The sequence below is a fragment of the Sporosarcina sp. P29 genome (assembly GCF_002743265.1).
Taxonomy (GTDB): Bacteria; Bacillota; Bacilli; order Bacillales_A; family Planococcaceae; genus Sporosarcina.
This window is the reverse complement of record NZ_PDYX01000001.1, coordinates 310,662-329,505: the sequence shown is the minus strand read 5'-3', so window position 1 is coordinate 329,505 and position 18,844 is coordinate 310,662. Positions and strand designations below refer to the sequence as shown.

Annotated in this window: 19 protein-coding genes and 1 riboswitch; of the genes, 10 read left to right on the top strand and 9 right to left on the bottom strand. The window is 38.9% G+C overall.

What is annotated here, in order from left to right; all coding sequences use genetic code 11:
- Positions 1 to 25: 25 nt before the first annotated feature.
- Positions 26 to 583 (bottom strand): SLOG family protein, encoded by a 558-nt coding sequence (locus CSV68_RS01555; RefSeq protein ID WP_099632661.1) that lies wholly within the window; start codon positions 581 to 583, stop codon positions 26 to 28.
- Positions 580 to 1,737, bottom strand: coding sequence for an acyl-CoA dehydrogenase family protein (locus CSV68_RS01550; protein WP_199168330.1), 1,158 nt, complete (start codon positions 1,735 to 1,737; stop codon positions 580 to 582). The genes CSV68_RS01555 and CSV68_RS01550 overlap by 4 nt, the downstream gene beginning before the upstream one ends.
- A gap of 539 nt (positions 1,738 to 2,276) precedes the next feature.
- Here CSV68_RS01550 and CSV68_RS01545 point away from each other — a divergent pair.
- Positions 2,277 to 3,965, top strand: coding sequence for a methyl-accepting chemotaxis protein (locus tag CSV68_RS01545; protein WP_099661314.1), 1,689 nt, complete (start codon positions 2,277 to 2,279; stop codon positions 3,963 to 3,965).
- A 34-nt stretch (positions 3,966 to 3,999) separates the two neighbouring features.
- Here CSV68_RS01545 and thpR read toward each other — a convergent pair whose 3' ends face one another.
- Positions 4,000 to 4,548, bottom strand: coding sequence for an RNA 2',3'-cyclic phosphodiesterase (gene thpR / locus CSV68_RS01540; RefSeq protein WP_158233476.1), 549 nt, complete (start codon positions 4,546 to 4,548; stop codon positions 4,000 to 4,002).
- A gap of 177 nt (positions 4,549 to 4,725) precedes the next feature.
- Here thpR and CSV68_RS01535 point away from each other — a divergent pair, with 177 nt between their 5' ends.
- Both CSV68_RS01535 and CSV68_RS01530 read left to right on the top strand, forming a co-directional pair.
- Positions 4,726 to 5,520 carry an HAD family hydrolase gene (locus tag CSV68_RS01535; RefSeq protein ID WP_099632666.1) on the top strand — a complete coding sequence of 265 codons (795 nt, stop codon included), beginning with the start codon at positions 4,726 to 4,728 and terminating at the stop codon, positions 5,518 to 5,520.
- 67 nt (positions 5,521 to 5,587) lie between these two features.
- The gene (locus CSV68_RS01530) at positions 5,588 to 6,034 is read left to right on the top strand and encodes a small multi-drug export protein (protein WP_099661312.1); all 447 of its coding nucleotides are present in this window, start codon (positions 5,588 to 5,590) and stop codon (positions 6,032 to 6,034) included.
- 36 nt (positions 6,035 to 6,070) lie between these two features.
- Here the strand turns inward: CSV68_RS01530 and serA are convergent, their stop codons facing one another.
- Positions 6,071 to 7,657, bottom strand: coding sequence for a phosphoglycerate dehydrogenase (gene serA, locus CSV68_RS01525; RefSeq protein ID WP_099661311.1), 1,587 nt, complete (start codon positions 7,655 to 7,657; stop codon positions 6,071 to 6,073).
- A gap of 614 nt (positions 7,658 to 8,271) precedes the next feature.
- On the opposite strand from serA, the gene CSV68_RS01520 reads away from it, so the two are divergent.
- Positions 8,272 to 8,586, top strand: coding sequence for a thioredoxin family protein (locus tag CSV68_RS01520; RefSeq protein WP_099632669.1), 315 nt, complete (start codon positions 8,272 to 8,274; stop codon positions 8,584 to 8,586).
- Between the two features lie 125 nt (positions 8,587 to 8,711).
- On the opposite strand, the gene CSV68_RS01515 is transcribed toward CSV68_RS01520, so the two are convergent.
- Positions 8,712 to 8,981 carry an AbrB/MazE/SpoVT family DNA-binding domain-containing protein gene (locus tag CSV68_RS01515; protein WP_099661310.1) on the bottom strand — a complete coding sequence of 90 codons (270 nt, stop codon included), beginning with the start codon at positions 8,979 to 8,981 and terminating at the stop codon, positions 8,712 to 8,714.
- Between the two features lie 150 nt (positions 8,982 to 9,131).
- A riboswitch (SAM riboswitch) is annotated at positions 9,132 to 9,238 on the top strand.
- A gap of 93 nt (positions 9,239 to 9,331) precedes the next feature.
- Between CSV68_RS01515 and metA the strand changes: the two genes are divergently transcribed.
- A complete protein-coding gene (metA, locus tag CSV68_RS01510; RefSeq protein ID WP_099632671.1) occupies positions 9,332 to 10,240 on the top strand; it encodes a homoserine O-acetyltransferase MetA in 909 nt (302 codons plus the stop codon).
- Positions 10,241 to 10,306: 66 nt separating this feature from the next.
- On the top strand, positions 10,307 to 11,011 hold the full coding sequence (locus CSV68_RS01505) for a YetF domain-containing protein (protein WP_369823461.1): 705 nt from the start codon (positions 10,307 to 10,309) through the stop codon (positions 11,009 to 11,011).
- 40 nt (positions 11,012 to 11,051) lie between these two features.
- Here the strand turns inward: CSV68_RS01505 and CSV68_RS01500 are convergent, their stop codons facing one another.
- Both CSV68_RS01500 and CSV68_RS01495 read right to left on the bottom strand, forming a co-directional pair.
- The gene (locus tag CSV68_RS01500) at positions 11,052 to 11,711 is read right to left on the bottom strand and encodes an HAD family hydrolase (RefSeq protein WP_099632672.1); all 660 of its coding nucleotides are present in this window, start codon (positions 11,709 to 11,711) and stop codon (positions 11,052 to 11,054) included.
- 102 nt (positions 11,712 to 11,813) lie between these two features.
- Positions 11,814 to 12,449 carry a spore coat protein gene (locus CSV68_RS01495; RefSeq protein ID WP_369802890.1) on the bottom strand — a complete coding sequence of 212 codons (636 nt, stop codon included), beginning with the start codon at positions 12,447 to 12,449 and terminating at the stop codon, positions 11,814 to 11,816.
- A gap of 147 nt (positions 12,450 to 12,596) precedes the next feature.
- On the opposite strand from CSV68_RS01495, the gene CSV68_RS01490 reads away from it, so the two are divergent.
- The gene (locus CSV68_RS01490) at positions 12,597 to 13,880 is read left to right on the top strand and encodes a LysM peptidoglycan-binding domain-containing protein (RefSeq protein WP_099632673.1); all 1,284 of its coding nucleotides are present in this window, start codon (positions 12,597 to 12,599) and stop codon (positions 13,878 to 13,880) included.
- Between the two features lie 50 nt (positions 13,881 to 13,930).
- Here the strand turns inward: CSV68_RS01490 and CSV68_RS17275 are convergent, their stop codons facing one another.
- Positions 13,931 to 14,074 carry a hypothetical protein gene (locus CSV68_RS17275; RefSeq protein ID WP_199168332.1) on the bottom strand — a complete coding sequence of 48 codons (144 nt, stop codon included), beginning with the start codon at positions 14,072 to 14,074 and terminating at the stop codon, positions 13,931 to 13,933.
- Between the two features lie 386 nt (positions 14,075 to 14,460).
- Between CSV68_RS17275 and gdhA the strand changes: the two genes are divergently transcribed.
- From gdhA to CSV68_RS01475, 3 genes are all read left to right on the top strand, one after another.
- On the top strand, positions 14,461 to 15,843 hold the full coding sequence (gdhA, locus tag CSV68_RS01485; RefSeq protein WP_099633005.1) for an NADP-specific glutamate dehydrogenase: 1,383 nt from the start codon (positions 14,461 to 14,463) through the stop codon (positions 15,841 to 15,843).
- 142 nt (positions 15,844 to 15,985) lie between these two features.
- Positions 15,986 to 17,197, top strand: coding sequence for an argininosuccinate synthase (locus tag CSV68_RS01480; protein ID WP_099632674.1), 1,212 nt, complete (start codon positions 15,986 to 15,988; stop codon positions 17,195 to 17,197).
- A gap of 100 nt (positions 17,198 to 17,297) precedes the next feature.
- On the top strand, positions 17,298 to 17,873 hold the full coding sequence (locus CSV68_RS01475; protein WP_099632675.1) for a YdcF family protein: 576 nt from the start codon (positions 17,298 to 17,300) through the stop codon (positions 17,871 to 17,873).
- A gap of 63 nt (positions 17,874 to 17,936) precedes the next feature.
- Here CSV68_RS01475 and CSV68_RS01470 read toward each other — a convergent pair whose 3' ends face one another.
- Positions 17,937 to 18,731 carry a histidinol-phosphatase HisJ family protein gene (locus CSV68_RS01470; RefSeq protein WP_099632676.1) on the bottom strand — a complete coding sequence of 265 codons (795 nt, stop codon included), beginning with the start codon at positions 18,729 to 18,731 and terminating at the stop codon, positions 17,937 to 17,939.
- Positions 18,732 to 18,844: the final 113 nt, after the last annotated feature.

Genomic DNA, 18,844 nt, shown 5'->3' with positions numbered 1-18,844 from the left:
GCCGGTTTTGGCATTTCGCTTTTTATTATTCCCATTGTTCTCGCTGTAAATCTTCCGCGATGAGTTGTAAATCATCAGCGGTTATAGACAATAACTCATAGTTGGTTGTCTCGGCTAATTGTACCGCCATTTTTTTAAGGAATTTCGGTGAACCTTCATTTTCTTCATCATATAGAAGTAATAAAGCATCCGAATTTCGAAGTAGAAACTTATTCTTCTCTACAAACTGCCAAGGTGCTTCATACGGTTTGTTGGTCAGGCTCACTGAATAATCTGCAAGTGATATGATTTGTTCATATGTTTCTTGCTTTATTTCATTCCATTTCGACTGTTGATCAAGAAATGGTGTAATGACTGCGTATTGTAAATTCGGGTAGTCTTCTTGCAACTCCCACACACATTCAATAATCCACGTTTCCACTCCAAGCTGTCCACTGACTATAACCCATTCGAGTCCTTGGTCTAGAAGAGATAGCAATTGATCTGTTAACGCTTTTTTGATGATAGGAATACCTTTATGGTCTTCATTGAAAATACCTAATTCATGGGCTTTATAACCGCTCACGAGTAGACGTTTAATCATTGTTGCCCACTAATTGCTGCCTGCGCCAGCTTTGTAATCGTCATGTCATCCATCGGCGGATTGTGAAGACCAGCCCGCACATCGCGATAATATCGTTGAAGGGGATTCGACATTTCCAAACTTTTTGCGCCTACAATCCTCATTGCTAAGTTAACAATTTCTATCGCACTATTCGTTACAATGGATTTAGCTACGCCAAGTTCATTTTGTAAATGAACTCGACGAGCAGGATCATCGTAAATTCTCGCGATATCATAAAGTAAATGACGTGCTTTAATCAGCTCTAAATCCATCTTCCCGATTTGTGTTTGAATACTGAAAAGGGAAGCAATAGGCTCATTGAGGCTGTTTGGCTGATAAGTTGATGCAAAGTGTACCGCGTAATCACGTGCCGCTTGGGCAATTCCCATGTAACATGCGGGAATATGAAGAAGCCAGCCGTTTTGGTTGTTGCCACGTGGTGCTTCATTTACTTCGACTAACTGATCATCCGTTGCTACCACTTGATCTAGTACAAGTGTCTGACTTTCTGTACCGCGCATGGAAATCATATGCCAAGTATCTCTGATGGAAAGTCCCGCTGTATCACTTGGTAACAAGAAAAAACCTGTTTTTTGTTTTTCTTCAATCCAAACAGACACGAGGATATGGGTAAGGGCAGGTGCCATAGTCGTAAATGTCTTTTCGCCTGAAATCATCCATCCGTTATTAGTGCGTACAGCTGTTGTTTGTGGTCGGCCACCACGTGTAGGGCTACCGGTTTGCGCTTCAGTGACGGAGCGATTCACAAGGGCACCTTGCTGAATTGCCTCACTGAACTGAGCTAATTGTTCTTCCGTCCACTTACGATTCTCATACAGTTCCCCAACGACTCCTTGATGCCAACCAATGGCAAGAGCGGTAGCACTATCGAAACGAGCAATAGTCTCCTGGAAGAGCACCATGTCCGTTACTGTGGTACCCGCACCCCCGAACTCTTTAGGTAGAGTTAGTGTCGTATAGCCCATATTGATAAGCTTTTCTATATTCTCTAATGGGAATTTTGAGAGCTCATCCGATCGTTCTGAAAAGCTGCTGAAAAACGGACCTGCCTCAGTCAATTCATTGACCCATCGGCGTTGAAAGTCCGTTGTGATAAAAAGTTCTGTTGACACGAGTAACACATCCTAACCACTTCATTCTTATACTACTGATTTACTGTGTATTTATGTAGAAATGCAAAATTACCTTGAGTACATCTCTCAAGGGTCATGATATTCTAGTATACTAGAAAAGCGAAAAAAATACCATTCTGACGAAAGAAAAAAATTATGTCATACTATGCGGGTTTTTACTGAATAATCAAGAGAATTGTAAAAAGATTCTTAGTAACAACGATGATGTTTAACATAAGTTGAAATTCATTAATAGACTATTTAAAGTCAATTTTAGCTTTGATCAGTATATCCTCAGATTTACTTATTGTATTTGTAGTGTATAAAGATATATTAATTATGCTTACTTACATATTCAGTGTAACCAAGTAACTATAATAGGAGATGCGTATGTGAATCATTAAGCCTATATACAGAATACTTTATTTTAATAGGAACGCTAAATATACCTGTACGAATATGAATAGTGTGGAGTATAATTGGAAGTGCATACCAAATACATGCATATATTGATAATTGAATAAGGGAGAATGTAGAATATGAAGTTCACAGTAGGAAAAAAGTTATGGATTGGATTTATGAGTCTGGTCATTATCATCATTATTATCGGTTCAATAGGGTTCCTAGCATTGAAGAGTGTTAACGAAAAGTATTCATTTTTAATTAACGATCGAATGCATAAAGTTATTTTGCTAGAGCAACAACAAAGCGATCAAAATAATTTAGCGAAAGATATCAGAGGATTTATGTTATATGGTTCAGAATCTTACATAAAAGAATTAGAAGAAACTCAATTACGTATAGAAGACCGCTTAACTGAATTGGAAAAAATCCTTAGTAACAACACTATGCAGACTGCATTGGTATCTATTCGGGAAGCGAGTGTAGAATACGATAAAGTACTACTTTCTATAATAGAAGAGAAACGTGCAGGAAATGATGATCAAGCGCTTGTGATTGGAACGAATGGAGCAAGTTATCAACAAACGATTTCTGATAATATCAATCAAATGACGGATTATCAGAGACAACAGCAAGAAGAATTGGAAAAAGAAGTGGCGAGTTATACTAAAAGCGCTAATATGCTAATGGTTATCTTAATTGTATTAGGAATCATTGGAAGTGTAGTAATCACGACGATCATCAATCGTTTGATTAGTCGTCCGGTAGGCAGAATGACAAATGCGCTGGCTGAAGTATCGGCAGGAAACTTTGCTATAGAAGAAGTGAAAATCAAAAATAATGACGAAATTGGCGATATGTCTATTACGCTAAATGAAATGGTTGCTGATTTACGAGGCATTATTGATCGAGCGAAAAGTTCCGCTTTGCATTTGGCGGCACAGTCGGAACAATTGTCTGCCAGTGCAGAAGAAAGTTTGGCAGCTTCTGAAATGGTAGCAGAAATCTCGGAAAAAAACCTACAGACGAGTGACATGCAAGCCAATATTGTCAATCAATCTACTGTATCCATGGAAGAGATGATAACAGCCATTGATGTTATTACACAGGATAATGAAGAGATGTTGAATTCAGCAGAAGACGTGGCACGATTGGTGAAGGAAGGTTCTGCTTTAATGGGAGAAACGACCGAACAAATGACCAATATCAGTGAGACGATTGATGACTCCATGGAAACCATCAATAAAATGTCCAAACATACTGAGAGTATCCGTGGCGTTACATCAATGATTGCAGCGATTGCCGAACAAACTAATTTACTTGCACTTAATGCAGCGATTGAAGCAGCACGCGCAGGAGAACACGGTAAAGGTTTTGCTGTCGTAGCTGAAGAAGTGCGGAATTTGGCGGAACAATCCAAGCAATCTACACAAGAAATTGGTCGAATGATTGATACGATTATTCATGATGTAGAAACAGTAGTAATGAGTACGGATGAAGGTAGAAAACGTGTGGCAGAAGGTTTATTATCAACAGAGAAAACAAATGCCATCTTCATGGATATTGAGCATGCAACATCAGATGTCAGTGAAAAAGTATCTACAGTATCAGCGGCAATCGAGGAGATTCGTGCGATGACAGATGAAGTAACAGATGGAGCTAAACGAGTGGAAGAATTGGCAATCCAAGCCGCGGCGGAAGCTCAATCCACTAGTGCTGCAATAGAAGAACAGTTAGCGGCTAATGAAGAAATGACATCTAGTTCACAAACATTGGCAGAACTTGCAGAACAACTTCAAAATGATATGTCACGATTTAAAGTGTAATAAAACAGTAAGGAGTTGATTGCGTAGTTTGCAATCAACTCCTTTTTAATGGGAAATGAGCGAGGGCTTCATACGAAGGGCTTGCTTTGGGATGAATCTTAAATAAAGTAAAACCTTCTATTATAAGGGGAACAGGTTCTATAGACTTTTTTTCTAATTGCAATTTATCTGTAGTCTTGCGCTTTTTAGCTATCGTAATGTGTGGAACGAAACGAGTATCTTTTTCTAACTCAAGTATCTTTTCTGTACGCCTGGCGATTTGCCTTTGTAATTCGCATAATGTCTCGGAAGCCTGAACCGCTAGAAAAACGACACGTGGTCCACTTGCAGATCCGAAAAATGATAAGCCTTGTAAATACACTGTGAATTCTGTATGCGAATTAGCGATTTTCTGTAAATTGGATTTTAGCCAAGGAAGTTTGGCGTCATCAAGCTCTCCGATATAGCGCATGGTCATATGCAAGTCCTTAGCATGTGGAATGTTTCTGTATTTCTCATTCAATTGATATTCTTTTCGAAATTGCTGGGCTATGTCATCGACAGGATGAGCAATAGAGATGCCGATAAAGTAATGTTGTACCAATTCCAGCTCACCTCCTATTCAGTAGGTTCCCTTACTCTCCAAAATGTATGCATACTAGCACAAAAAAATCTGTGTATAGCCTTTGGTTTAGGGAACGTACTAACAAATCATGTAAGTAATGTGTATAATAAGAGAAGGAGATAACTGAATTATTACAATTGCAAAGGGGCTGTCACGATGATTAAAACCTTGATTTTTGATCTGGATGATACATTGATCTGGGACGCCAAGAGTATTTCTATGGCTTTTCAAAAAACATGTGAGTATGCGACGAAGAAAACAGGAGTCAATCCAGTAGAACTTGAGCGTGCGGTACGCCAGGAAGCAAGAGACTTGTATGCTACATATGAGATATTTCCACATACTCAAAATATCGGAATTAATCCCTTTGAAGGACTCTGGGGTGTTTTTGACGATGAGGGGGAAGAATTTCAGAAAATGAAAGAAATTGTTCCTGGCTATCAAAAGAAAGCTTGGGTCAATGGATTGAAGAAATTAGGCATTGATGATGAAGCGTTTGGTTGGGAATTAGCTGATGTATTTCCAAAAGAGCGCAAGAATAATCCATATATATACGAAGAGACATTTGAAGTGTTGGATAAATTGAAAGGGACCTACCAGTTAATTTTATTGACAAATGGGTCGCCAAGTTTACAACAGATTAAACTAACAATCTCACCTGAGATACCTGGTTACTTTGATCATATTATCGTTTCTGGGGCATTCGGTAAAGGAAAGCCTGATGCTTCTATATTCAAGCATGTTCTTGATTTAAGTGGGATCCAAGCAGATGAAGCGCTAATGATTGGTGATAACTTGATGACAGACATTCTAGGTTCAAGTCGTGTGGGTATGCGTAATGTCTGGATTAATCGTGAAAATAAGCTTCCCAATGATGAAGTGAAACCTACGTATGAAATTGACAACTTACATGGTTTATTTTCTATACTTACCACATTAGAAAACCGATGAGATCATCTCATCGGTTTTGATTCTGTTATACTTATTTTTAATTGTTCGTACAGTAAGGAGGTAAATCATGTTAGGCTATTTCTTGGTGTTTTTTGGAGCGGCTATACCGTGGATTGAAATCATGATTGTCGTTCCGTTAGGGATTATTCGAGGTCTATCACCTATGTGGGTGATCATTCTTTCATTTGCGGGCAATATGGCAACTGTTCTTCTTTTGATTGTTGGTTTCCAACATATTAAAGAATGGATGGCACGTAGAAAACAAAAGAAGGGGAAAAGCCAGTCGAAACGCCAACAACGTGCAGAACAAATTATGAACACCTATGGATTACCGGTTTTAGCACTTGCGGGACCAATATTAATTGGAACACATATCGCGGCTTTTATTGGTCTAGTATTAGGTGCGAAAAAAATGAATACCGCAATTTGGTCAGCCGTAAGCATTGCACTATGGTGTTTAGTGTTCGGAATACTGACTGCTATGGGGTTTGATTACTTCGTTGATCGTACATAAAAAATCCAGCTGAATATCAGCTGGATTTTTATATTCTTATAAATCGATTGCTTTTGCATCATTTATATTTTGAACTTCTTTAATACGCTTGATAGAAGCTGATTCGACGTGGTTATCAACAGCTAGCATCATAATAGCATATCCGCCTTCAGTGGAACGTCCAACCTGCATCGCTGCAATGTTGATATTCTCTTCTGCTAGAAGTGTACCTACACGACCGATTGCTCCTGGTTGGTCCATGTGGCGGATAAATAATAAATGACCGCTTGGAATCACATCTACTACATAATCGTCTACTTTTACAATACGTGCGCCAAGCCCGTTTAGTAGTGTACCCGCTACTTTGCGAATACCTTTTTCAGTAACAATTTCTACTGTGATCAAGTTCAAGAAACCTTTTCCAGTAGTTGTCTTTTGCTCGTTCACTTTGATGCCATAACGATCGGCTAATAACTTCGCGTTTACATCATTGACAGTTTCTCCAAGATTACGCTTCAAAATACCTTTGACTGTGTTACGCGTTAATGCGCGTACATCGTAGTTTGCCAATTCACCAGCATATTGAATATTGATTTCATGTATAACTGAGTTTTGGATTTGTGATAAGAACATACCCAATTTCTCTGTCAGATCGAAGAAAGGCTCGATTTTTGCCAACACATCACGAGAAACAGACGGCAAGTTTACTGGGTTACGAACAGATCCTATTGTCAAGAAGTTCACTACATCACGGCTTACGTCGACCGCTACTGATTCCTGTGCTTCGAATGTACTCGCTCCTAAGTGTGGAGTCGCAATTACTTCTGGTAAAGTTAATAATTTGTGGTCAAGGAATGGCTCTTCTTCGAATACGTCCAATGCTGCACCCGCTACTTTACCGGCAACGATTGCATCGTAAAGTGCATCTTCATCAATGATTCCACCGCGTGCACAGTTGATAATTTGTACGCCGTCTTTCATTTTCTCGAATGCCTCTTTATTGATCATTCTACGCGTTTCTTTTAGTAAAGGTGTGTGAACTGTAATGAAGTCCGCTACTTTAAGCACTTCATCAACTGTTCCAATTTCAATACCTAATTTCTTTGCAACATCTTCCGTTAGGTACGGGTCATATGCCACTACGTTCATACGTTGTCCTCTTGCCCGTCTTGCAACTTCAGCACCGATACGGCCAAGCCCGATGATTCCCAAAGTTTTGTCTTTCAATTCTACACCAAGGAATGACTTTCTATCCCATTTATTGTTCTTCAACGAGTTGAAAGCTTGAGGGATTTTGCGTGCCATAGACATCATCATTGCGACTGTGTGCTCAGCTGCAGAGTTTGTGTTACCGTCAGGAGCATTCACAACAATAATTCCTTTTTCGGTAGCTGCGTCCAAATCAATATTATCAACACCTACACCTGCACGACCGATAATCTTTAATTGATCAGCTGCTTCGAGCAATTCTTTTGTAACTGTCGTCTGACTACGAACTAATAGTGCATCGAAATCTTTGATACGTACTTTCAACTGATCGGGTGTCATGTCAGTTTCCATTACAATTTCAAATCCTTCTGCTTGTCGTAATGGGAAAATTCCATCCTCGCTAAGTGGGTCACTAATAAGTATTTTAAAAGCCATAATATTCATTCTCTCCTTCGATTGTTTGTAGTGTTTTTGTTTGGAAAAATGTGAAGCAATTGACCGTATATGTATGTTTCGTGCTACCCCCCTTAAAGGTAAAATAAAAAAGCCTTCCATCCCTTACGTATAAGTAAGGGGCGAAAAGCTCGATAAACTAACGCGGTACCACCCTTGTTTCGCTGCAATTGCAGCCTTCATTCAGCATGCGTAACGTGCACGTGACGGATCAGCCTACTAGATGTTCAGCTAATCAATTCGGAAGTGCCCCCAACCGCGGAATTTGCTAACTTTCACCACTGCGTCAGCTCTCTGGAAAATTCTTTTTAGGAAGGTATCTCTTCGTCAAAATTGTTTAACAACTATTAATTTAGAATTAATCATAACACGTCAAAAACTATTGTCAATTGCTTTTCCAGAAAAAACGAAAAACTGTCAAACGCGAACGTAGTTATTGAATTATTTGTGAACGTTCGTGTTTGGGCGGTTAATTATAAAAAAACAACTTGAATTGAACTAAGTGGTAGGAAATAGCCTAAGTCGTCTGAAGGGGAAAAGTGCAGGTAAGAGTGTTATAGTGAGCTTATACTATTCAGTTAGAGGAGTGTTGGAAATTGAGAAAATTAGAATCTCTAGAGCAATTTGAGCAACTTAAACAACAAGAAAGAGTGATTTTCTTATTCACTGCAGACTGGTGTCCCGATTGCAGAGTGATAGAACCATTCTTACCGACACTAGAAAAAGAATTTGCAGAGTATGAATTTGTTTCGATTGATCGAGATGAATTTATAGATCTTTGTAGTCAGTTGGATATATTCGGTATTCCTAGTTTCGTGGCATTCAGCGAAGGAACAGAAACAGGCCGTTTCGTTAGTAAAAACCATAAAACTAAAGAAGAGATCGAAGAGTTTATTAATAGTCTAACGTAACGCATTGATTCTCCATGAGGGAATATTGGAGCAATTTAACAAGAGAACTGAAGACAACTGTAAAAGTTGGTTTCAGTTCTCTTTTTTATAAAAAGATATTCTAGCATAAGCTTTTAAGTCTTATGTTATGTGAAATCTTTCAGTTGCTCTATAAGGATTTTTGCGCCTCGTGGACTGATGTATAGACCGTTTGACAATTGTTTGTTTTCATCCATCACATCACCGGTGATAAAACACGCTCTGTTAACCTGATATTTTCTCAAAATGATTCTATCATCTTCTACGAAAATTTCAATCGGATCACCCTTATCGATCGACAAAGAATTTCGAAGTTCTTTTGGAATGACAATCCTCCCGAGATGATCAACTTTTCGAACAATACCTAAAGACTTCATAAGCTCCTCCTCGAAGAAAAGTAATTGGTATTTTCTATTATACACCAAAAAATACTATCTACAATTTACAAAGCTTGAATGCGCAGAACAATTTGATAATTCTGCTATACAATTAAATTATTAATGCTATAATAGTCAGTAATTAAATATTTCTTATCAAGAGAAGCTGAGGGATTTGGCCTGATGAAGCTTCAGCAACCTCTGTGCATACAGGAAGGTGCTACCTCCAACAAGATTGTTGTCTTGAGAGATAAGAACGATGAACGGTCAACCCTCATTTTCTTATCTAAGAGAATTGAGGGCTTTTTTGTATAGAAATAGTAATAAAAGAACGTCAAGGGGGAAATAGCATGCCGATTAACATACCAAAACATCTACCAGCAGGAGAATTACTGAAAGAAGAAAAAATCTTTATTATGGATGAAGAACGTGCGATCACACAGGATATCCGTCCAATTAACATATTGATTTTGAACTTAATGCCTGAAAAAGAGAAGACCGAGTTACAATTGCTTCGATTGCTTGGCAATACACCTTTACAAGTAAATGTCACGTTCCTTAATACAGCTACCTATGTTTCGAAAAACGTCAGTCAGACCCATCTAGAAACCTTCTATACTACTTTTGAACATGTCAAAAATCGTCGTTTTGACGGTATGATTATTACAGGTGCCCCAATTGAGCTTCTACAATTTGAAGATGTAGTCTATTGGCAAGAGTTGGAAGAAATCATGGAATGGACAAAAACGAATGTTACATCTGTTCTGCATATTTGCTGGGGTGCTCAAGCAGCGCTTTATCATCATTACGGAATTGATAAGTTCGAATTGACAAAGAAGTGTTTTGGAGTATTTTCACATGACATTACCGATCCGACAGTGAATTTGGCACGCGGATTCAATGATGTATTTGTAGCGCCACACTCACGCCATACGGGTGTTTCATTAGAAGAGATAAAGAATCATCCCGATTTGACTCTTCTCTCATCTTCTGAAGAGGCAGGTGCATTCATCGTGATCTCAAATGATGCAAAGCATATTATGGTAACTGGACATTTAGAGTACGATGCACACACGTTGGGAGATGAATATTCTCGAGATGTAGAAAAAGGTGCCGATATTGATATTCCTGTAAATTATTATCCAAATGATGATCCATCAAAAGAACCTATGAATACATGGCGTTCCCACACGCATTTATTATTTTCCAATTGGCTCAATTACTATGTCTACCAGAAAACACCTTATAACTGGAGTTAAAAGAATTGCTGTATAAATTGCTATAATTTGCACATACTCCGAATACTGGAGGTGTATGCAGTGAACATAGATGAATTTTGGGAATTGGCTTTTTGGGAAATGACTTTACGAACGGTGATTTCATTTATTGTACTGTTAATCTTGGCGCGTTTCATGGGGAAGAAACAAGTGTCTCAATTGACTTTCTTTCATTATGTGACAGGTATTACAATCGGTTCGATTGCAGCCAACTTGGCAGGAGAGTCGGAAACACCTTTCTTAAATGGTTTGTATGGAATGGTTTTATGGGCAGTGTTAACGATCATTGCTAACTTTTTATCATTCAAATCCATCAAGCTTCGCGTATTACTTGATGATAAACCAATGATTGTCATTCAGAATGGAAAAATTCTAGAAGGTTCCATGCGTAAATTACGGTTAAGTTTCAATGATCTAAATATGATGTTACGAGAGCAGTCGGTATTTTCAATGAAGGATGTAAATTACGCGATATTCGAAACGAATGGTAATTTGAGTGTCATGCTAAATGCAGGCGAGAAGTATGCGACAAAGAAAGATGTCAAAGCCCCATCACCACCGCCAAAATATATTCCAACTGAAATCATTACTAACGGGAAAGTAGAAGAAAAGAATATGCGGGAACTTCAATTGACCGATACGTGGCTAACAGAACAATTAAAAAAGCAGGGGATTTCTAAGCCTGAGCATGTTCTCTATGCAGAAATTCAGACAGATGGTAGTTTATATATTAATACATTAAAATCCACTTAACGTGAAGAGCTCTGAAACTATCAGAGCTCTTCGCGTTTTTTTATAATATTTCCCAATTTCTTTGTTTGGCCACAGCAGTAAGTTTTTCATCTGGACGAACTGCCACAGGGAAGCCAACTTTCTCTAAGACTGGAAGGTCGGAAATGCTGTCTCCATAGGCATAGCTATTGACCCAGTCGATAGTTTCTCCATGTAGTGCTTGGTAAATTTGTTCATTTTTACGTGTACCTTGAATATGTAATAAGGGCTGATCCATAGCGAGTTGTTCGCCATTTGAAGGGATATCTGTGCCAATAATTTGATCAAATGTCAGGTGACTTGTAACTGCTTTTAAGAAAGGAGTGTAGGCTCCAGAAACGAGCAAGACATGGTATCCGTCACTACGATGCTTTGCCAGTCGATTAATGACTTGTTCATTGAAGTCCGGCAACATTACGGTATGCATGCTTTTAAAAAACTCTTGAAGTTCCGTTATCGTCAGTGAGTCTAAGGCTTTAAGATAAATGTGCATCGAGCGCTCTTTCATAACAGATTCAGGCAGTATCTTTAATTTATAGCGAATGTAAAGTGGTAATATCGAACGATAGAACTTTCTATAATGCTGCTTGTACGTAGGATGATTCTTTAATTGTTCCATGAGTAATTTAAAGGTTTCTTTAGTGTACAACGTACCATCAAAATCAAAGATCGCAACTTTCATATAGACACTCCTCTATTGTATTCTTCTACATAGTATACAAATATAACGAGTGTAAAAGCAAAAAGCAGATGGAGAAAAACTCCATCTGCTTGAATCGTTAACTTATTGAAGGTTATTCGGCATACCGGGTTGACCTTGAAAAGATGCAAAAGAATTAAGCAACATATTCATATCCTGATCATTTAATTGTGGAACTTGATAATACTGATGCTTGTTTTGGTAAATGGACAATTCGTATGCCATCTCTATACAGTTGGGCACAGAATCTGCAAGTACACGGCGGACGACTGGATTACATACTTCTAATGAAGCAGCGGTTTTGCCTGTAGCGCCTTCTTTTGTAGCGCCTAGCAAAAAGCCGGAGATGATTTCATCATTGATTTCACCTGTAGATTGAATAGGTTTAGACGGTGCTTTTTCTTTCATCCCGTAAATGAAATCGCTGCCTGCTTTCATTTGATAGCGCTGTGTAGGATGTGAAGGGTCTTTTCCAGTCTTAAAACTTTCGACAAGGATATTGTACTCATCCAGCGTGAATCGGTATTGTCGATCAAGAATATCGAGAAGTTCTGGATCTTGGACATGTGGACGTAAAATCATCGCTTGGTTCAATGCTCCAAGAGTAGCGCTTAAAACCTCTTTGACATCAAATAACTCATGTCCACCGTGATTCATCGATGGGGGAACCGCTCCGCCTTGCATGTTTTGAGATGTTTCGAATTGATTTGTCAAATATATTTCCTCCTTTAAGAGTCATGTGCATCGAGAGTATTATGTGGAGTCATCGAAATTTTATACATATGAAATGACATTCACCACTCATGCATAGTTCGTAACGCACTAACATATCATAAGGATAGAACTCAAGAAGGGTAGTGGAGATACATGCAGATTCATGTAGTTTCGCAAGGTGAGAGTTTATATAAAATTGGTAACATATACGGTGTGCCATACGAGCAAATAGCCGAAGTAAATGAATTAGAAAGTGATATACGATTAGCTGTAGGACAAGCGCTTGTCATTCCAATAATAGGTTCTTATTACTGGGTGCGACCTGGAGATAGCCTATATACAATTGCACAAAAATACGGTTTAACAGTCGCACGCTTGGCGGAAATTAATGCAATTGACCCTACTAGAAGGTTAATGATTGGTCAGCGTTTGTATATACCACAAGAAGAGAAAACATTGATTGATTCATTATTATATGTAGAACCGCGTAATCCTGTCAGTCAAGATATGCTGGCAGAAGTTCGTGACCGTGTGGACGGTCTAACGTATCTTGCGATGTTCAGCTATGAAGTACAACGTGATGGATCGCTCAAAGCACCGGCACTCGCTGATATTCCGACTATCGCAAAAAACGCAGGTGTAGTAAATATGCTAGTTGTGACAAATTTAGAAGATTATTCATTCAGTGCAGATTTAGCGCATGTGATTTTTACCAATCAAGCGGCACAGAACCAGATGATTCAAAGTGCCATTGAAATAGCAAAAGAAATCGGTTATGGGGATATTCACTTCGATTTTGAGTTATTATTCCCTGAAGATCGGGAATTATATAATCAATTATTACGAAATGCGCGCGATCAAATCCATAAAGCTGGCTTGACGATTTCCACAGCACTTGCACCAAAAGCAGGGGAAGTAACTACAGGTATTTATGGTGCCCATGATTATAAAGTGCATGGAGAGATTGTAGATTTCGTTGTATTGATGACGTATGAATGGGGATATACGTATAGTGCACCACAAGCTGTGAGTCCAATCGGTCCAGTCACGAAAGTAGTGGAATATGCTGTAAGTCAAATCCCGAATGAAAAAGTTTTTTTAGGTCAAAATCTATACGGTTATGATTGGACAGCACCATTTGGTCAATCGGACAGTAAAGCCGCCAGGGCATTAAGTCCACGGATGGCGACCAATTTGGCAATCGAGCAGAATGTCGCTATAGAATACGATGCATTAGCCCAAGCGCCACATTATACGTATTATGATGAACAAGGAACCGAACATGCAGTGTGGTTTGAGGATGCACGAAGCATCAACGAGAAGTTTAACTTGCTGAAGAAGTTCAAGTTGCGAGGGATCATGTACTGGAAACTCGGCCTTGCATTCCCGCAAAATTGGTTGTTATTAGAAGATCGGTTTACTATTCGCAAGCTATAAATATAGGAGCCTTTCCTTAAGAAAAAGGAAAGGCTCTGTCATATGAGTTCTCACTCGTTATTTAATAATTTCATAGCACTTTGGAACATATCCATATCTGGATTTACGAGTAAAGCAGGTAGGAAAGCAAAAGTCATGATGAGGAGTAGGTTCGCTCCCAGGAATGATCGAATTGTACTTGTTTTCTTTGTCATGGCGCTTCGCCTCTTTCTTTTCGTATTGTTCTCACTAGTATGTGTATGCGCTTACATTTATGACTTCACATAGTTTGTTTGAATAGTTTAATAATACTCTGAATTCAGTCGAATGTAAATGACAAAGTTTAATATAGTACATAAAATTGACACAAAAGTTAAGTCAAAATAGAGATTTTCTAAAAAAATCTTGTAACTTGCTATCTTTTCAGTGATAATATTGGAATACAAAGAAATATTTTGAACAATTAAAATTCAATTTATCTAGTAGAATTTACTCTTTAATCATATAAGTTAAGTATTTTTAAAATCATAGCCACTGAGTAAATGAGCGACTGGTCAGTCGACAGTTTTTAATGAACAACTAAGGAAAGGGATGATTGCAGATGACGAAGATTGGTGAGGTAGAATATAATAATCGTAAACGAGCAAATGATTACGTCCATAATGTATACGAATTGGTAAAGAAAAGGAATCCAGATGAGAAGGAATTTCTACAAGCGACAAGAGAGATTTTTGATTCTCTTCGTCCGGTCTTTGCAAAGCATCCCGAATTTATGGAAAATGGAATACTAGAGCGTATTACAGAGCCAGAAAGAATCATTTCCTTCCGCGTAGCGTGGGAAGATGATAAAGGTAAGGTGCAAGTAAACAGAGGTTTCCGCGTTCAGTTCAATAGTGATCTCGGACCTTATAAGGGAGGACTTCGTTTCCACCCATCTGTAAATAATAGTATTATGAAATTCCTCGCTTTCGAGCAGATTTTCAAGAATGCTTTAACAGGACAGCCAATCGGGGCTGGTAAAGGTGGGTCTGATTTCGATCCAAAGGGTAAGTCTGACCGAGAAGTCATGCGCTTTACGCAAAGCTTCATGACAGAACTTAGTAGACATATTGGACCGGACATCGATGTGCCCGCAGGGGATATTGGTGTCGGTAAACGTGAAATCGGCTATCTATTCGGTCAATACAACCGGATTAAAGGTGGCTATGAAGCAGGTATTTTAACTGGGAAAAATCCTGACCATGGTGGAAGCCTTGGTCGTAAAGAAGCAACTGGTTACGGTACAGTGTATTTCGTAGATGAGATGCTGAAAGAAAACAAACTTTCATTGGAAGGTCAGACTGTTGTAGTTTCAGGTTCAGGTAATGTATCGACATACGCAATGGAAAAAGCTATGCAACTTGGAGCGAAAGTTGTCGCGTGTAGTGATTCTGATGGCTATATTTATGATAAGAACGGAATAGATCTTGAATTAGTGAAGCAACTAAAAGAGTACGGCAATAAACGTATCTGGGAATATACGAAAGAACATCTTGATGCAGAATATCATGCAGATTGTACAGAAATTTGGTCTATTCCATGTGATATTGCACTTCCGTGTGCTACACAAAATGAAATCGATGAGATTGCAGCGCATATGCTGATCGCAAATGGCGTCAAAGCTGTTGGTGAAGGCGCGAATATGCCTTGTACAATTGAAGCGATTATAATTTTCCAGGAACACAACGTATTATTCGCACCTGCAAAAGCTGCCAATGCTGGCGGTGTAGCTGTTTCCGCTATGGAAATGTCTCAGAACAGTCAGCGTCTATCATGGTCAGCAGAACAAGTAGATATGCATTTGAAAGAAGTTATGCAAAATATCTATAAAGATTGCAGTACGGCGGCAGAGGACTACGGAAAACCAGGCAATCTCGTAATGGGCGCTAACGTAGCAGGCTTCCTGCGAGTAGCTGATGCAATGGTGGCACACGGAATTCGATAAGTGATATAAAGCAGACACATTTTTTTACATAATGTGTCTGTTTTTTTATTCTTTCCTATTGCGTTTCAATTGAAATATGTTATTATAAAAATACATTAAGTTGAATAAACATACATGCACTTGCATGAAAGGGGATTTACCCATGGAAAAGAAGAAAGTTGTTTTAGCCTACTCAGGCGGTTTAGACACATCAGTTGCAATTCAATGGTTAACGGATCAAGGATATAGCGTAATAGCGGTTTGCTTAGATGTTGGTGAAGGTAAAGATCTCGACTTCATTAAGGAAAAAGCTCTTACAGTTGGCGCAGTTAGCAGCTATGTCATTGATGCACGTGAAGAATTTGCACAGGATTTCGTCCTTCTTTCATTGCAAGCTCAAACATATTATGAGAATAAATATCCACTTGTCTCTGCTTTATCCCGTCCTCTTATTTCCAAAAAGCTGGTGGAGATTGCCCATCAAGAACAAGCAACCGCTGTAGCTCATGGTTGTACAGGAAAAGGGAATGACCAAGTACGTTTCGAAGTGGCGATCAAGTCACTGGATCCAACGCTTGAAGTGGTAGCACCGGTGCGTTCGTGGAGCTGGTCACGTGAAGAAGAAATTCATTATGCACAAGAACATAATATTCCCATTCCGATTGACTTGGATAATCCGTACTCGGTGGACCAGAATTTGTGGGGGCGTGCAAATGAATGTGGAATTTTGGAAGACCCATGGGCAACACCTCCAGAGGACGCATTTGGTTTGACGGTTTCCATTGAAAATGCACCGGATACGGCTGATGTTATTGAGATTGGCTTTGAACAAGGTGTTCCGATTACAATTGATGGAGAAAAATATATATTAAGCGAATTGATCACAAAGTTGAATGAAATTGCTGGTAAACATGGTATTGGACGTATCGATCATGTAGAAAATCGTTTAGTCGGTATCAAATCTCGTGAAGTGTATGAAGCGCCTGGAGCCATCACGTTGTTAAAAGCTCATAAGGAACTTGAAGACTTAACGCTCGTAAAAGAATTAGCGCACTTTAAGCCAATCATTTCTCAAAAACTCGGTGAATTGATTTACAACGGTCTTTGGTTCTCTCCTTTACGTAATGCGCTTGAGGCGTTCATTAAAGAGACGCAGCAATACGTCAATGGTACAGTTCGTGTGAAGTTGTTTAAAGGTCATGCAATAGTAGAAGGTCGTAAATCTCCTAATTCGCTATATGATGAGAAATTAGCAACTTACACATCTGATGATGAGTTTGATCAAGCGGCAGCGGTCGGTTTCATTAAGCTATGGGGACTACCTACTGAAGTGCATAGTATGGTCAATAAAGAGCAAATCGTTAAGAAGTCTTAAGGTGGATATCAAGAGCAGAGTGGCGAAAAGATTCGCTGCTCTTTTTTTGGAACTACTTTTCATTCATCACCGTCTTATGAATATAGCAGGGGGTGTCTGAATGAAGAAGTTATGGGGTATAGCCATAATGGTAGTTTTCATCATTGTAGGACTGGGGATGTTTTGGATGTTACCAGGAGATCGAATAAAACAAGCGCAACAAATGAAAGCGAATGGAAACTATGACTATGCAATTATTCTAGGTGCTAAAGTGAACGGAGAAGTTCCTTCGCTATCATTACGTTACCGATTGGAGAGCGCTGTGGAGTATGCTACGCAATATCCGCATGTACAGCTGGTGCTTTCTGGTGGACAAGGAAAAGATGAGGGCATTAGCGAAGCCGAAGCTATGTATCGTTATTTACAAGAACATGGTATTGCGAAAGAACGCTTAATTATGGAAGATCAATCCACTTCTACAAATGAGAATCTACAATTCAGCCAAACTATCATTCCTGAAGTGGAAGGCGTGACCATAATCAGCAGTGATTATCACTTGGCTCGAGCGAGATTTCTTGCTAGACAGATCGGATGGGAGTCTGATGTCGTTGCAGCGAAGACTCCGGAATCTGTCAAAGCAAAAGTAGGATTTCGTGAACGCTTGGCTTTGTTGAAAACATGGTTGTTTAGACGATAGGAATATATTGAAAATTAAAAGTGACGAAACTCCAAAGAAGTTTTCGTCACTTTTCTATATCTCTTATAAAGAAGAGATTTTATGGAATTCTGGCTGACCTTCCGTAAATGTAGCCAAATAGTTAAAGCCGATCGACTGATATAACTCTAATGATTCTTTGAACTCATGTGCGATTTCTGTTGTCCTATGCGCATCTGAACCAAGTGTAATGATTTCGCCTCCGCATTGTTTATACAAACGCAAAATATCTTCACTTGGCATATTGTGTGGCAATCCGTAGCGAGTACCCGAAGTATTCAGTTCAATCCCTTTACCATCTGGTATAATAGTATTGAAGATCTTTTCTAAATAGTCATGAAATAAATTGGCTGGCGGCTGATCGGTATAGCGTTTGATCAAATCCGTATGCCCAAGCACGCTGTAACGCTTGTAATGCTGAACACAATATAATAGTTCTTTATAATACGTCTCAAACGCAGCCTCTGTTGAACGATCTTCAAATAGCTCGCGATAGTGTAAGGATTTATTTTCGACTGTGTGCAATGAACAGATGACGAAGTCAAATTCATGCTCGTCCATCAACTCTTCATAAAGATGCAATAGGTCAGGTTGTAAGCCGATTTCAACCCCTTTTTTAATCGTCAGTTGGCCATCGAATTGTTCATTCAATTGGAGTATCTTTTGTGCATATTCAGTTTTGTCAAAATCGAAATGAATCGTTTCATCCGGGTATTCATAATCAATGTGATCGGTAAAGCAGATTTCGGTAAGTCCTTTAGCGATAGAAGCTTTGGCCATCTCTTCCATAGGGATTTCACAATCCGCTGAAAATGCGCTGTGCATATGATAATCAAACATAGTTTCCAGTCTCCTTTTCTTTACTACATATTGTAGCAGATGAACGATGCTACTAACAGTTGACAATGCTCTACATAACCATTATAGTAATAATTAACTTTAGCGTAGTAAAG